Annotated in this window: 16 protein-coding genes and 1 pseudogene; 6 read left to right on the forward strand and 11 right to left on the reverse strand. The window is 69.5% G+C overall.

Annotated elements, in window-relative coordinates; genetic code table 11:
• Nucleotides 1–112: 112 nt before the first annotated feature.
• Together ACNA7R_RS16265 and ACNA7R_RS16270 are read right to left on the reverse strand one after the other, a co-directional pair.
• Nucleotides 113–280 (reverse strand): annotated as a pseudogene (locus tag ACNA7R_RS16265) (AarF/ABC1/UbiB kinase family protein); the annotation flags it as partial.
• A gap of 6 nt (nt 281–286) precedes the next feature.
• A complete protein-coding gene (locus ACNA7R_RS16270) occupies nt 287–652 on the reverse strand; it encodes an Hsp20/alpha crystallin family protein (RefSeq protein ID WP_416284588.1) in 366 nt (121 codons plus the stop codon).
• 113 nt (nt 653–765) lie between these two features.
• On the opposite strand from ACNA7R_RS16270, the gene glp reads away from it, so the two are divergent.
• A complete protein-coding gene (gene glp, locus ACNA7R_RS16275; RefSeq protein WP_416284589.1) occupies nt 766–2,031 on the forward strand; it encodes a gephyrin-like molybdotransferase Glp in 1,266 nt (421 codons plus the stop codon).
• A gap of 95 nt (nt 2,032–2,126) precedes the next feature.
• Nucleotides 2,127–2,339, forward strand: coding sequence for a hypothetical protein (locus tag ACNA7R_RS16280; RefSeq protein ID WP_416284590.1), 213 nt, complete (start codon nt 2,127–2,129; stop codon nt 2,337–2,339).
• 74 nt (nt 2,340–2,413) lie between these two features.
• Here ACNA7R_RS16280 and ACNA7R_RS16285 read toward each other — a convergent pair whose 3' ends face one another.
• From ACNA7R_RS16285 to ACNA7R_RS16295, 3 genes are read right to left on the reverse strand one after another with little or no spacing between them, the layout of a single operon-like run.
• A complete protein-coding gene (locus tag ACNA7R_RS16285; RefSeq protein ID WP_416284591.1) occupies nt 2,414–2,836 on the reverse strand; it encodes an SHOCT domain-containing protein in 423 nt (140 codons plus the stop codon).
• A 50-nt stretch (nt 2,837–2,886) separates the two neighbouring features.
• Entirely contained in the window at nt 2,887–3,108 is a 222-nt protein-coding gene (locus ACNA7R_RS16290) for a hypothetical protein (protein ID WP_416284592.1), read from the reverse strand.
• A 34-nt stretch (nt 3,109–3,142) separates the two neighbouring features.
• Complete coding sequence (locus tag ACNA7R_RS16295; protein ID WP_416284593.1) at nt 3,143–4,285, reverse strand: serine hydrolase domain-containing protein; 1,143 nt, start codon at nt 4,283–4,285, stop codon at nt 3,143–3,145.
• An 85-nt stretch (nt 4,286–4,370) separates the two neighbouring features.
• Between ACNA7R_RS16295 and ACNA7R_RS16300 the strand changes: the two genes are divergently transcribed.
• Nucleotides 4,371–6,227 (forward strand): molybdopterin biosynthesis protein, encoded by a 1,857-nt coding sequence (locus ACNA7R_RS16300; protein WP_416284594.1) that lies wholly within the window; start codon nt 4,371–4,373, stop codon nt 6,225–6,227.
• Between the two features lie 63 nt (nt 6,228–6,290).
• Nucleotides 6,291–6,935, forward strand: coding sequence for a helix-turn-helix domain-containing protein (locus ACNA7R_RS16305; RefSeq protein ID WP_416284595.1), 645 nt, complete (start codon nt 6,291–6,293; stop codon nt 6,933–6,935).
• Here the strand turns inward: ACNA7R_RS16305 and ACNA7R_RS16310 are convergent.
• From ACNA7R_RS16310 to ACNA7R_RS16335, 6 genes are all read right to left on the reverse strand, one after another.
• Nucleotides 6,932–7,570 (reverse strand): HAD family hydrolase, encoded by a 639-nt coding sequence (locus ACNA7R_RS16310; protein ID WP_416284596.1) that lies wholly within the window; start codon nt 7,568–7,570, stop codon nt 6,932–6,934. The genes ACNA7R_RS16305 and ACNA7R_RS16310 overlap by 4 nt on opposite strands.
• A 47-nt stretch (nt 7,571–7,617) precedes the next feature.
• Complete coding sequence (gene lwrS / locus ACNA7R_RS16315; protein ID WP_416284597.1) at nt 7,618–8,010, reverse strand: LWR-salt protein; 393 nt, start codon at nt 8,008–8,010, stop codon at nt 7,618–7,620.
• A complete protein-coding gene (locus tag ACNA7R_RS16320) occupies nt 8,010–8,291 on the reverse strand; it encodes a 4a-hydroxytetrahydrobiopterin dehydratase (protein WP_416284598.1) in 282 nt (93 codons plus the stop codon). The genes lwrS and ACNA7R_RS16320 overlap by 1 nt, the downstream gene beginning before the upstream one ends.
• Before the next feature lie 51 nt (nt 8,292–8,342).
• The gene (gene hemA / locus ACNA7R_RS16325) at nt 8,343–9,656 is read right to left on the reverse strand and encodes a glutamyl-tRNA reductase (protein ID WP_416284599.1); all 1,314 of its coding nucleotides are present in this window, start codon (nt 9,654–9,656) and stop codon (nt 8,343–8,345) included.
• Nucleotides 9,653–10,309 (reverse strand): precorrin-2 dehydrogenase/sirohydrochlorin ferrochelatase family protein, encoded by a 657-nt coding sequence (locus ACNA7R_RS16330; protein ID WP_416284600.1) that lies wholly within the window; start codon nt 10,307–10,309, stop codon nt 9,653–9,655. Before ACNA7R_RS16330 ends, hemA begins: the two co-directional genes overlap by 4 nt.
• A 199-nt stretch (nt 10,310–10,508) precedes the next feature.
• Nucleotides 10,509–10,913 carry a DUF5778 family protein gene (locus tag ACNA7R_RS16335; RefSeq protein ID WP_416284601.1) on the reverse strand — a complete coding sequence of 135 codons (405 nt, stop codon included), beginning with the start codon at nt 10,911–10,913 and terminating at the stop codon, nt 10,509–10,511.
• Between the two features lie 125 nt (nt 10,914–11,038).
• Here ACNA7R_RS16335 and uppS point away from each other — a divergent pair, with 125 nt between their 5' ends.
• Entirely contained in the window at nt 11,039–11,971 is a 933-nt protein-coding gene (uppS, locus tag ACNA7R_RS16340; RefSeq protein ID WP_416284602.1) for a polyprenyl diphosphate synthase, read from the forward strand.
• A gap of 49 nt (nt 11,972–12,020) precedes the next feature.
• Nucleotides 12,021–12,239, forward strand: a complete 219-nt coding sequence (locus ACNA7R_RS16345) for a hypothetical protein (protein ID WP_416284603.1) — start codon at nt 12,021–12,023, stop codon at nt 12,237–12,239.
• The last annotated feature ends 115 nt before the right edge of the window (nt 12,240–12,354 follow it).

Genomic DNA, 12,354 nt, shown 5'->3' on the forward strand with positions numbered 1-12,354 from the left:
AGGGGATATCGAAGCGCTCTCTCGAGGCAGAGGTCAGGGGTTCGAATCCCTTCGGGCGCGCCATCAGATCAAGGGTGTATTCCGTTCAACCGTTTTCGTCGCGGGTCCCGCGCATGCGCTCGAGCAGCACCTGCGCGCGGTGTCCTCGCGTCTCCGGATCGACCCGTCGTCGCGAGCCGAACAGCAGGAACCGGCGGCGGTCGCGGGCGTACGCGAGCAACAGCGGCAGGAACTGCCAGGCGACGGCGACGAACCGGCGGTACGCGCGGAGTGTTGCCAGTCTCGGTCACCCCGTATTCTCGCCGTCGGCGAGGTCGAGCGGCGCCTCGCCGCCCTCGGGGCGCTTGGGAACGGTCAGCTCGAGGACGCCGCGCTCGACGGCCGTCGCCGTCTCGGTCGCGGCGTCGGCGGGAAGGGGAAGCTCGAGATCCAGTAGGAGCGGCCGGTTCTCCTCGAGGTACCGGTACTGGTTGTCGTCGAGCTTCTCGCGGCGCGCCTCGATGGCGATCGTTTCGTCGGCGACCGTGACCGAGACCGACTCCGGCGTGGCGCCGGGAACGTCCAGTACGAGGAGGTACGCGTCGTCGCTCTCGAGCAGATCGAAGAAAACGTCGTCCGAGAGGTCCCGCAACGCGTCGCGCAGCGTTGACATGGCCGTGGGTTCGAACGCGGGTACGAAAAAGCCCGCGGTAGCGGTCGATTCCGGACCGTAAGTTCCCGGTGCCGTCCCGTACCCTTTTGGGTCCCGACGACCGGAGTCAGCGTATGGAAGGAGCCGACAGCGAGCGCAAGGAGGCGGGGTTCAAGCAGCGAACGCCCGTCGACGAGGCGCGCCGGATCTGCAGGGATGCCACGCTCGAGAGACGGGACGATCCCCCGACCGGAACGGAGACGGTCCCGCTCGAGCGGGCCGACGGACGGGTGCTCGCCGCGCCGATCGACGCCGCCCGGAACGTCCCCCACTACCGGCGGGCGGCGATGGACGGCTACGCCGTCCGGGCGGGTGACACCTTCGGCGCGAGCGAGCGCTCGCCCGAGGTGCTCCGGATCGGCGACCGCGACGGCCCCGTCGACCCCGGGAGCGCCGTCCGGGTCCACACCGGCAGCGCGCTGCCCGACGGCGCCGACGCCGTCGTGATGATCGAACACGTCGAGGAGCTCGCGGACGTCGGCGAACTCGAGGTCGGCGACGCCGTCGCGGAGGGCGAGAACGTCGCCCCGATCGGCGAGGACGTCGAGGCCGATCAGCGGCTGTACGAGGCCGGCCACCGGCTGCGCCCCTCCGACCTCGGCCTGCTGCGGTCGGTCGGCTACGGCCGCCTCGAGGTCGCCCAGCGGCCGACCGTCGGGGTGATCCCGACCGGCGAGGAGCTGGTCGAGTCCGATCCCGGCCCCGGCGAGGTCATCGAGACCAACGGGCTCACCGTCTCGCGGATGGTCGAACGCTGGGGTGCCGACGCGACCTATCGAGACGTCGTCACCGACGACGCCGAGTCGCTGCGAGTGGCGATCCAGCGCGACCTGACGAAGGACGTCGTCGTCACGACCGGCGGCTCCTCCGTGGGGGAGCGGGATCTGCTGCCCGAGGTGATCGACGACCTCGGCGAGGTGCTCGTCCACGGCGTCGGCCTCAAACCCGGTCACCCCGTCTGTCTCGGAATCGTCGAGGACACGCCCGTCCTCGCGCTCCCGGGGTACCCCGTCGCCTGCATCGTCAACGCCGTCCAGTTCCTCCGGCCGACGCTGCGCTGGCTCGAGGGGACGACGCCCGACCCTCACCCGACAACCCAGGCCGTCCTCGAGCGGAAGATTCCCAGCGAGCCCGGCACCCGAACGTTCGCCCGGGTCCAGCTCGAGGAGCGCGAGGGCGAGGACGGCCCCGCGTTCGCGGCGACGCCGACGCGAGCCAGCGGGTCGGGCGTACTCTCGAGCGTCGCGCTGGCCGACGGCTGGGTCGTCGTCGATGACGGGCTCGAGGGGATCCCCGCCGGGGAGACGGTCGCGGTTCAGGACTGGGAGTCACATCCCTGACCGTCGCTCTCGCTCCCGATCTGCGAAACACACCAATGGTCTCACCCGCAACCTTCGAGAACGCGGTCACGACGTACAACGAGTACAGGAGTCCGATGGCTACAGCAACGGTCGTCGGCTCGACGGACGACTCGTTCACGGTGCAGTTCGAGGGGCCGTTCTGTCGAATGTGCTGCGACTACGACTACTTCGAGGACCTGCGCTACGAGCTAACCGAGTACGGCGTGGCTGTCGACGCGATCAAGATCGCCGACATCACCTATCGCGGCGACGAAACGTTTCTCGTCGAGTTCGCGGACCGATCCTGAAACGACGCGTCGGATCGGGTGACGAACCGCGCCCGCGTCCGCGTCCTCGGAAACGTCGCTCCGCAAGACGGCGATTACCCGTTCCGCTCCGCCTCCCGCTCGAGGACGGCCTCGGAATTCGATCGGCCCGTCGAGGAGCCATCGGAGAAGACGCTCTCGAAGACGTCTTCGACGCCGACCAGTCGCTCGAGTCGGCGTTCGAACTCGTCGTCGTCGATCTCGCCGGCGGCGTAGCGGCGCTTGAGTTCTTCGACCGCGTCGCGGTCCGAGCCGGCCGGCGTCGACGACTCTGCGGTCGGCTCCTCGAAGAGGAGGGCGGCGATCTCCTCGCCCCAGAACAGGAACACCGGCACCAGCAGGAACCAGCCGACGATCGCGATCAGCCCGGCGACGACCTCGAGGCCGATGACGCCGACGATGCTGATCAGGGCGAACGTGACGATACCGAGCAGCAGCCAGAGGTCCTCGGCCACGAACTCCCGGATATCGCTCGCCATACCCTCGCTTTCGACGACGTCGTACAAAGTAGCTCCGTCCCCCGGACTCGTCACTCGGCGCGAGCCCGCCGGAACCGCCTCATATATCGGTAGATAGTCGTCGCGGCGAGCGCGTTCGTCGAGAGGCTCGAGCACAGCAGGAACAGGTTTCGGCGTTCGGTCCACTCGATCCGTTCGTTCTCCTCGGTCGCCGTCCAGGCGACGAACTGGGCCAGTGCCGTCACGGTCCAGGCCAGCGCCGCGACGACGGCCAGGCGTCGGAATCGTACCATACCAGTCGTTCGCGCTCGAGGGACAAGACAGGTTCTACGTCGCTTCGGAGAGCGCGAGCCGAACCGCGTCCGCGAGGGCGTTCACCCGGGCCATATGCTCGTAGGAGCCGTCCCGGACGCCGTTGGTGACGTACGAGAACGCGACCCCGGTTTCGGGGTCGGCCCAGCCGACGCTGCTGCCCAGGCCGGCGTGGCCGAATACACGCTCGGGGGCCAGCGAGCCGAACGGACTCGCGGCGGTGCCGCCCTTGTAGACCCCCAGTCCGTACCGCCGGGGTCTCGAGAGGGTGCCGTCGTCGTCGGTTTCGACCTCGAGGCCGGTCATCGCGTCGACGGTCGCCGCCGAGAGGATGCGGGTTCCCTCGAGTTCGCCGCCGTTGGCGAGGCAGGCGTAGAAGCGGGCCATGTCGCGGGCGGTGCCGATCCCGTTCGCAGCCGGGATCACGGCCCGGTGGATCGCCTCGGTGTTGAACGGCGCGGCGACCGACGCGTTGTCGCCCAGCCCCTCCCCCGGATCTCGGCAGCGATCGAAGGCGTCGAAGGCGACGAGCGTGGCGACGTCGTCGGGTTCGTGGTCGCGCAGGCCGATTCCCGTCCGTTCCATCCCGAGGGGGTCGAACACGCGCTCGGCGGCGACCGTCTCGATCCGCGAGCCCGAGACGCGGCGGACGAGTTCGCCGACGAGCCAGCCGAACGTGAGTGCGTGGTAGGCCGGCTCCTCGCCGGGCGTCGAGACGAGGTCGGCGTCCTCGAGGCCCTCGACGACGCGTCCCCAGTCGGGCCACAGGTCGGGGCGGTCGTCGAGCCCGCTCTCGGAGAGCCCTGCGGTGTGGCTGAGCACCTGTCGGACCGTGATCTCGGCTTTCTCGCTCCCGTCGTCGGCGAACTCGGGCCAGTGGTCGACGACCCGGTCGTCGTAGGCGAGCGCGCCGTCGTCGACGAGCGCGTGCAGCGTCGCCGCGGCGTAGGGCTTCGTACAGGAGAACAGGAGGTGGCGCGTCTCGGGAGTCGTCTCCCGGCCGTCGGGACCGGTCGTCCCGCCCGCGAGGTCGAGGACCGGTTCGCCGTCGGCGTAGACGGCCAGCTGGGCGCCGTGGTGGAGGCCGACCTCGAGGTGGCGGTCGAACAGCGCAGCGATCCGATCGCGCTCGCGGTCGGCGAGCTCGAGCCGTGACATACGACGTCAAACTCCCTTCGGACTTGTAACCGTTCCCCCGCGGCGATCGGCCGACGTTTTTAGCCCCGGCCCGTTAACTGCGAGTATGGACCGCAAGGAATTTCGCGATCTCGCCTCCCCCGAGGAGGCCCGCGAGGCGATCCGATCGCTCTCGCTCGAGGGTGGTATCGACCACGTCTCGCTGGCCGACGCTCGCGGACGGGTGCTCGTGGCACGACTGGACGCCGAACTCGACGTCCCCGGCTTCGACCGGGCGAGCCTCGACGGCTACGCGCTTCGCGCACGGGACACCTTCGGTGCCGACGAGGCCGACCCCGCCGACCTCGAGATCGTCGGCGAGGTTCACGCCGGCGAGGAGCCCGACGTCGCCGTCGGCGAGGGCGAGGCCGTCGAAATCTCGACGGGCGCGGTGATGCCCACGGGCGCGGACGCGATGGTTCCCGTGGAGAGAACTACCCCCGCCGGTGAGACGGTACAGGTACGCACGTCGGTCGCCCCCGGAGACAACGTCATGTTCGCGGGCGCCGACGTCGCCGCGGGCGAGCGCGCGCTCGGCCCCGGAACCCGGATCACGCCGCGGGACATCGGCCTGCTGTCGGCGCTGGGGGTCGACGACGTTCCGGTGCGATCGAAGCTGACAGTGGGAATCGTCTCGACGGGCGACGAACTCGTCCGTCCGGGCGAGGCCGTCGACAGCGACCGCGGCGAGATCTACGACGTCAACAGCTACACGATCGCCGCGGGCGTCGAGGACGCCGGCGGCGAGGCGGTGCTGTACCCCCACGCCGGCGACGATCAGGCCGAGATGGAGCGGATCCTTCGGGAGGCCGCCGACGACTGCGACCTCGTGCTCTCCTCGGGTTCGACCAGTGCGAGCGCGGTCGACGTGATCTACCGCGTGATCGAGGAGCAAGGCGAACTGTTGCTCCACGGGGTGAGCGTCAAGCCCGGCAAGCCGATGCTCGTGGGGCGGCTAAATGACTCGGCGTACGTCGGCCTCCCCGGCTACCCCGTCTCCGCGATGATGGTCTTCCGAACGTTCGTCGCGCCCGCGATCCGCGAGGCGGCCGGCCTTCCCGAGACCGAGACGGCGACCCTCGAGGGCCGGATGGCCAGACAGGAGCGCTACGACGAGGGGCGGCTGCGGCTGATGCCGGTGGGCGTCGTCCGAAACGGCGACGGCGAAACGCTGGTCTACCCCGTCGACAAGGGCAGCGGCGCGACGACCAGCCTGGCCGAGGCCGACGGCGTCGTCGAGGTCGACCCCGGAACGGACTACCTCGAGGCGGGCGAACCCGTCACGGTCTCGCTGTTCTCGCCGGACGTCCGCCCGCCGACGCTGCTGGGCGTCGGCGAAGACGATCCGACGCTGTCGCAGCTGCTCGACGGGCTCGACAATCCGCGATACCTCTCGGTGGGCTCCCGCCCCGGCCTGCGACGGCTCCGGGAGGGGGTTCCGGACGTCGCCGTCGTCGCAGGACCGACGGATCGGGACGTCGAGGCGGTCGAACTCGGCGGCTGGGACCGCGAGTGGGGGCTGCTCGTCAAACCCGGCAACCCCGACCGGATCGAGGGGCTGGCCGACCTGGTCGACGAGGACCACCGCTTCGTCAACCGGACGACCGACTCCGGGCTGCGCTCGAGCCTGGGCGCCGCGGTCGCCGACCTCGCCGAGGAACGCGACGTCGAGCGCCGCGATATCGTCGACTCGATCACCGGGTTCGACCTCGGGCTGCGCGCCCACGAGAGCCCCGCGCGGAAGGTGATCGCGGACGAGGCCGACGCCGGCCTCGGCCTCCGAGAGACCGCCGACCGCCTCGAGCTGGGATTCGTCTCGCTGGGCACCCAGCCGGTTCGGGTGCTCGCGAACCCCGACCGCCTCGAGAAACCCGGCGTCGGCGAACTCGAGGACGCACTCGCCGACGTGGCAAACGAGAGTTAGCGACGAGGAGAGTCAGCGCCCGCTGAACAGCGATTTTTAACGTCCCGCGGTGTACGGAGCCCGATGTCGACCATCGCCGAGTTCAGGATCCCGGCCGCGGATACGACGCTCGAGGCCACGTTCGATCGGCTTCCCGAACTGCAGGTCGAACTCGAGGCAGCCGTCTCGCGCTCTCAACCATGCCTCTGGATCTCCGGCGCCGACCGGACGGCCGTCGATGCCACCTTCGCGGACGACCCGTCCGTCGAGACGTACGACCTGCTCGTCGAGGCGGACGACCGACTGCTGTACGACGTGAAGTTCGTCGAGGAACGGACGATCTGCGATCGGCTGCTCGCCGACGGCGGCTCGCTGCTCGAGGGCTGGGGCACCGACGGCTGGTGGCAGGCCCGCGTCCGGTATCCGCATCGGGAGCAGCTCTGTCGGGCTCACGATCGGCTCGTCGACCGCGGAATCGGCGTCGACCTCCGGCGGGTGACCGACGTCTCGCCGGGATCACCCTCGCGGACGAGCCTCACCGTCGAACAGGAGGAGGCGCTCGAGGCCGCCCTCGAGCGGGGCTACTTCGAGATCCCGCGGGAGATCTCGATGGAGGAACTGGCCGACGAGCTGGGGATCTCCCACCAGGCGCTGTCCGAACGGCTGCGACGCGCCTACGAGACGCTCGTCAACGAGGAGATCCAGCCGGTCGGCGAGTCCAAACCTTAGCGCACGCCGGGTAGCTCGTCGAACGACTCGACGCGGTAGTCGCCCAGAACGCACTGACCGCGGCGCTCGTGGCCGACCCGTTCGACGTGGATGGCGTCGAGTCCGGCGTTCCAGGCCGCGCCGACGTCGTTGGCGCCGTCGCCGGCCAGCACGCCCTCGTGGCCGTTGTGCGCGACGCCGAGTTCTCGTAGGACGGACTCGACGGGTGCGGGGTCGGGTTTCCAGCCCGTCTCCTCGGTACAGCAGAGGCGAGCGTCGAACCAGTCGCGGATCCCGACGTTGTCCAGCACGGGCTCACAGAGGAACTCCTGGCAGTGGGTGACGAGTCCGACGGGGACGTCGAGGTCGGCGACGAAGGCGGCGTCGTCGTGCAGATAGGTCTGTTCGGCCCGCACCATCGGGTCCTCCTCGGCGTGGAACGCCTCCCAGAACCCGTGGGGGTCGATCCCCCACGCCTCGAGCTGGCGGTCGCGGGAGCCGGTGAGCCCGCTCCAGATGATGTCGGCTTCCTGGTCGGTGAACTCGCGGCCGAGGCGGTCGCCGACCCGGTCGAACACCTCCCGGGTGTAGGACCACTCGACGTCGATGAGCGTGCCGTCGAGGTCGAGCAGCCAGTAGTCGTATTCGGAGACCATTCGGACGACTACCTACGCGATTCGTGAGTAAATGCGTGTCGCTCGATTCATGGTTCGTCGACGACGTGGATACTCGAGCCCAGGTACTTCGAGAGCACCTCGGAGACGTCGTCGGCGTTGAACGCCTCGAGGTCGGCCGCGATTTCGGCCTTCAGCGCCTCGAGGTAGGCCTCGTCGGTCCGCAGCTCCCGGAAGGAGACGGCCTCGATCGCGTTGAGTGGCTCGCCGAGCCAGTCGGCCGCCAGCCGCCTGGCGTGTTCCGCGTCGCCGACCTCGCCCCGCCAGAGGGTGTTCCGGAAGAACAGCCACCCCTCGGTGCCGGGTTCGGGGGCGTCCCGGGAGACCGTCACCGACGTCTCACCGGAGTCGCCGCCGATCCGAACGCCCCCGGTGGCGGGCTCGAGTCGGAGCCGAACCCGGAAGACGTACGCGGCCTCCATCAGCCCCCGTACTCCTCGTCGCTCAGCTCGGCCATCTCGATGTCGGCGTCGGTGATCCCGCCCTCCTCGTGGGAGGTCAGCCGCACCTCGACTTCCTCGTAGCGGATGCGGATCTCGGGGTGGTGGAACTGCTCCTCGGCGACCTCGCCGACGTCCCCGGCGAAGCTCACGCCCTCGAGGTAGTCGTCGAACTCGTAGGTGCGGACGATCTCGTCGCCCTCGCGGTCCCAGCCGTCGGGCAGCTGTGCGTCGATCTCGTCATCCGAAAGCAGGTCTGCCATAACGGACGAACGGAAGGGACGAAAATAACGGTTGTGCCGTCTTACTCGGGCTCAGTCGTCATCGGTGACGCCGACCTGAACGTCGGCGGGGTCGAGATCGTCCGTCGTGGCGATCGAGGGCGACCGCGGCGGCTCGCCGCCGAAGTCGGGATCGAACAGCTGCAGGGCGGTGTTGATCGTGCTCCAGTCGTCCTCCGCGGCGGCCTCCCGCAGACTCTTGGTCGGCGGGGCCAGCAGCTGGCTGACCATCGAGTCGGCCATCGCCTCGAGCACCTCGCGCTGGGAGGCGTTGTCCTTCTCGAGTTCGGCGATCGCGCGCTCGAGTTCGCGCTCCTTGATCCGGTCGGCGGACTCGTACATCGCGGCGATGACCTCGTCGGCGCGGGCCCGCTTGTACTGGTCACAGAGCAGCTCGAACTCCCGGTCGATCATCGCCTCGACCTCGCTGGCGGCGTCGGCGCGCTGTTCGCGGGTCTCGGCGGTGATCGACTCGAGGTCGTCGAGATCGTACACCGTCACCGACGGCAGGCCGCCGACCGCGGGCGCGACGTCGCGGGGCTGGCCCAGATCGACGACAACCTGCTCGGCCCCGTCCTCGAGGTGGTGGGGTTCGACGACCGGCTCGTCGCTGCCCGTCGCCGCGATCACGACGTCGGCGTCGTCGGCGACGGTGGCCAGCGCCCCGAGCGGGACGGCGTCGGCGTCGACCGCGAGCTCGTCGGCGAGGTGGGCGGCGCGGTCGACGGTTCGGTTCGCGACGAGCAGCTCCGCGACCTCGGCGTCGGCGAGGCTGCGGGCCGCCAGCCGCCCCATCTCGCCGGCGCCGACGATCAGCCCCGTCGCGCCCTCGAGGGCGACGTCGTCGGCGACGAGCCGGGTCGCGGCCGAGCCGAGCGAGACGACGCCCTCGTTGATCGCGGTCTCCGTTCGGGCGCGCTCGCCGACGTGAATCGCCTTCGTGACGGCGGCCTCGAGCATCGGCCCGATGCCGCCGGCCCCGCGGGCGTCCTCGTAGGCGGTTCGGACCTGACCGATGATCTGGTCCTCGCCGAGCACGACCGACTCGAGCCCGGTGGCGACCCGGAGCAGGTGGCGCAGGCTCTCGTCGTGGCCGGTGACGACCAGCGCGTCGTCGTCGCTGGTCGCGAAGAACTCCTCGAGCGCGGCCCGACCGAGCGTCGCGTCGTTCGAGACGACGTAGGTCTCGACCCGGTTACACGTCGAGAGGACGTACGCCTCCTCGATCTCGGGGATACCACAGAGGGCCGCGACGGCAGCCCGCTGGCTGTCGGGGCTCGCGGCCGCGAGATCGTCGACACTGCCGCTGTCGTGTGTCACGCGTGCGGCCGTGATAATCCCACTCACGGCAGATCACGCTCCGTCGCCCGTTTCTCGCTCAGCACGTCCTCGATCACTTGGGATGGCTTGGAGGCTCCCGTACGTAAATCTGTCCAAACGTCCGGTGATTTGACGACATCGCCGACGAGTTCGCGCCGACGGACCGGATCGACGTCCCGCGACTTGAGCTCCGTCCGCAGCGCGGCACAGACCCGTGCCATCTCCCCGGCGCCCGCGAGGTGGTCCTCGAGTTCCCGGCGGAGGTGCTTGCTCACGGCGGGGGCGGTTCCGTTCGTCGAGATCGAGACGACGACAGGGTCCTCGCGGACGGTCGCGGGAACGACCACGCTGCCGGGGTCGCGTTCGCCCGAGCGATCGGCGCGGTTGACGAGCACACCCCGGTCCCGGGCGGCCCGCGCGGCCGCCTCGTTGATCGCCTCGTCATCGGTCGCGGCAACGACCAGCGCGGGCTCGCAGCGCTCGAGCCAGCCGGCGACGGCCGCGGGGTCGGGTGCGGCCCGGACCAGTTCGGCGTCGCCGAACCGTTCGTCGGCGAAGTCGGGACTGACGACGATCACCGCCGCCTCGCGGGCGAACCGGCGGGCCTTCCGGGCCCCGACCGACCCGCCGCCGAAGACCAGCACCGTCGTCCCCGTGAAATCGTGGAGTAGCGGAATCATGGTAGACTCGAGTTCGAACGTCCGCGTCGAGGCCCGTCGACGCGGTGTGTACACCCGATCGTCGGGCCGCGTCCGTGAAAAGCGAACCGGCACGGCCAGTTCGATAGGGCACCTCACGGAAAGTGCCAACAGCTGCCGAGTCACTCCCGGCGACGGTCGAACCCGGGCCGGTCGCGGCGACGGCGCGCCGTCCGATCGCCTACTCGCCCTCGACGCCGGTGACGTCGTGGCCCAGCTCCCGGATGTCTTCGAGGATCGCTTCGTGGTCGGCGCTTGCCTCGTAGTAGATGACGATGTCGAAGCTGCCCTCCCGGAGCAGCTGCTGGCACTCCCAGACGAACTCCTCGTCCTCGAGGGTCAGCCCCTGGTGTTGGTTCGAGGAGAAGTCGGGGTCGTCGTTGCCCGAATAGACGTAGCAGTCCGTCGGGTCGTACCCCGAGTGTTCGGCGATGATATCGCCGACGTCGATCGTCGTCTGCATCATCCGCACGTCCTCGCTGCCGTCGTACTCGGTGTGGACGATCGCGCCGTTGAGTTCGACCTCGCCGGGCTCGAGCAACGCCTTCGTCCGCTGGTAGAGATCCTCGTCGAGTGTGTCGCTCATCGGCCGACACGAGAACCTCCGGCCTGATAGCCGTCACGATCGGTCCTCGCGTGTCGTGTGAGGACGTGTCGGCGTCGGCGAGTAACACACAAGACACATACTTCTCCCCACCCTCACGTCGAACGATGAATCGGTGGCTCCGTGAGCGCGTGGACGCGGCCTACGAGCAGCTCCTCTCGAGGGAGATCGCCGGCGTGCCGACCCACGTCGCCGTAATTCAGGATGGCAACCGCCGGTACGCGCGCCGGCAGGGAGCGGACGCGACCGACGGCCACCGTGCGGGTGCCGAGACGACCGAGCAGGTCCTCGAGTGGTGCCAGGAGGTCGGCGTCGAGGAACTGACCCTTTACGCGTTCTCGACGGAAAACTTCGAGCGGCCGGCCGAGGAGCGCGAGGCGCTGTACGACCTGCTCTGTGAGAAACTTCGGGAGTTCGCCGACGCCGAACGGGTCCACGACAACGGCGTCAAGATCCGCGCGATCGGGGCTATCGACCGGCTCCCCGATCGGGTCCAGGAGGCCGTCGACTACGCCGAGGAGCGAACCGCCGACTACGACCGCTTCGTGCTCAACATCGCGCTGGCCTACGGCGGTCGCTCGGAGCTGCTCTGTGCCGCCCGCGGGGTCGCGAGCGACGTCGAGTCCGGCGAGGTCGACCCCGGAGAGATCGACGTCGAGGCGATCGAACGCCGGCTGTACGACGAGCCGGTCCGGGACGTCGATCTGATCATCCGGACCGGGGGCGACGAGCGGACCTCGAACTTCCTGCCCTGGCACGCCAACGGCAACGAGGCCGCCGTGTTCTTCTGTACCCCCTACTGGCCCGAGTTCTCGAAGCCCGACTTCCTGCGCGGGATCCGCACCTACGAACACCGCCAGGAGTCCTGGCGCCGAACCCGCGCTCGCCGGGCGCTGGCCCTGCTCGGGGCGATGAGCGATGCGGAACTCGCGGAGGCGCGGTCGATCGTCGACCGGTTCCGCGACTCGCTGCCGACCGCCGAACAGCCCGACGAGGACGAACTCGAGGGGGTCGACTCGAGCGGTCCCGCCGCGGACTGACCCCGCCGTGTCTCGAAACCTACAATCGGGCGGGCTCCGAACCCGGGGTATGAACCGCCAGCTCGTCGCCGGCCTCGTCGCGACGGCGACTGGACTCGCGTCGTTCCTGCTCCTCGGGAGCGCCGGCGTGCTTCGCCACCCCCAGACGGCCGCCGATCACACCCAGCCCGCGGAGTTTCTCGCCATCGGCGGCGGCCTGTTCCTGCTGACCGTCGGGATCCTCGTGACGCTGTTCGCCTACGTCGAGTTCCCCGATCCGGAGGCGTAGGACTCGAGTGGAGGCGCGAATTCATACGATAGTAGCCACTGATACGGATTGCTGTAACTATTTACCGCCGATCGCCAGAACGGGGTCGGCGATCGGCGGTAATTGACTACAGTAA

The organism is Natronococcus sp., assembly GCF_047921035.1.
In the GTDB taxonomy this organism is placed as follows: Archaea; Halobacteriota; Halobacteria; order Halobacteriales; family Natrialbaceae; genus Natronococcus.

Coding starts and splice junctions, on each gene's coding strand:
- ACNA7R_RS16270 (WP_416284588.1), bottom strand. CDS start 652: ATGTCAACGCTGCGCGACGCGTTGCGGGACCTCTCGGACGACGTTTTC.
- glp (WP_416284589.1), top strand. CDS start 766: ATGGAAGGAGCCGACAGCGAGCGCAAGGAGGCGGGGTTCAAGCAGCGA.
- ACNA7R_RS16280 (WP_416284590.1), top strand. CDS start 2,127: ATGGCTACAGCAACGGTCGTCGGCTCGACGGACGACTCGTTCACGGTG.
- ACNA7R_RS16285 (WP_416284591.1), bottom strand. CDS start 2,836: ATGGCGAGCGATATCCGGGAGTTCGTGGCCGAGGACCTCTGGCTGCTG.
- ACNA7R_RS16290 (WP_416284592.1), bottom strand. CDS start 3,108: ATGGTACGATTCCGACGCCTGGCCGTCGTCGCGGCGCTGGCCTGGACC.
- ACNA7R_RS16295 (WP_416284593.1), bottom strand. CDS start 4,285: ATGTCACGGCTCGAGCTCGCCGACCGCGAGCGCGATCGGATCGCTGCG.
- ACNA7R_RS16300 (WP_416284594.1), top strand. CDS start 4,371: ATGGACCGCAAGGAATTTCGCGATCTCGCCTCCCCCGAGGAGGCCCGC.
- ACNA7R_RS16305 (WP_416284595.1), top strand. CDS start 6,291: ATGTCGACCATCGCCGAGTTCAGGATCCCGGCCGCGGATACGACGCTC.
- ACNA7R_RS16310 (WP_416284596.1), bottom strand. CDS start 7,570: ATGGTCTCCGAATACGACTACTGGCTGCTCGACCTCGACGGCACGCTC.
- lwrS (WP_416284597.1), bottom strand. CDS start 8,010: ATGGAGGCCGCGTACGTCTTCCGGGTTCGGCTCCGACTCGAGCCCGCC.
- ACNA7R_RS16320 (WP_416284598.1), bottom strand. CDS start 8,291: ATGGCAGACCTGCTTTCGGATGACGAGATCGACGCACAGCTGCCCGAC.
- ACNA7R_RS16330 (WP_416284600.1), bottom strand. CDS start 10,309: ATGATTCCGCTACTCCACGATTTCACGGGGACGACGGTGCTGGTCTTC.
- ACNA7R_RS16335 (WP_416284601.1), bottom strand. CDS start 10,913: ATGAGCGACACACTCGACGAGGATCTCTACCAGCGGACGAAGGCGTTG.
- uppS (WP_416284602.1), top strand. CDS start 11,039: ATGAATCGGTGGCTCCGTGAGCGCGTGGACGCGGCCTACGAGCAGCTC.
- ACNA7R_RS16345 (WP_416284603.1), top strand. CDS start 12,021: ATGAACCGCCAGCTCGTCGCCGGCCTCGTCGCGACGGCGACTGGACTC.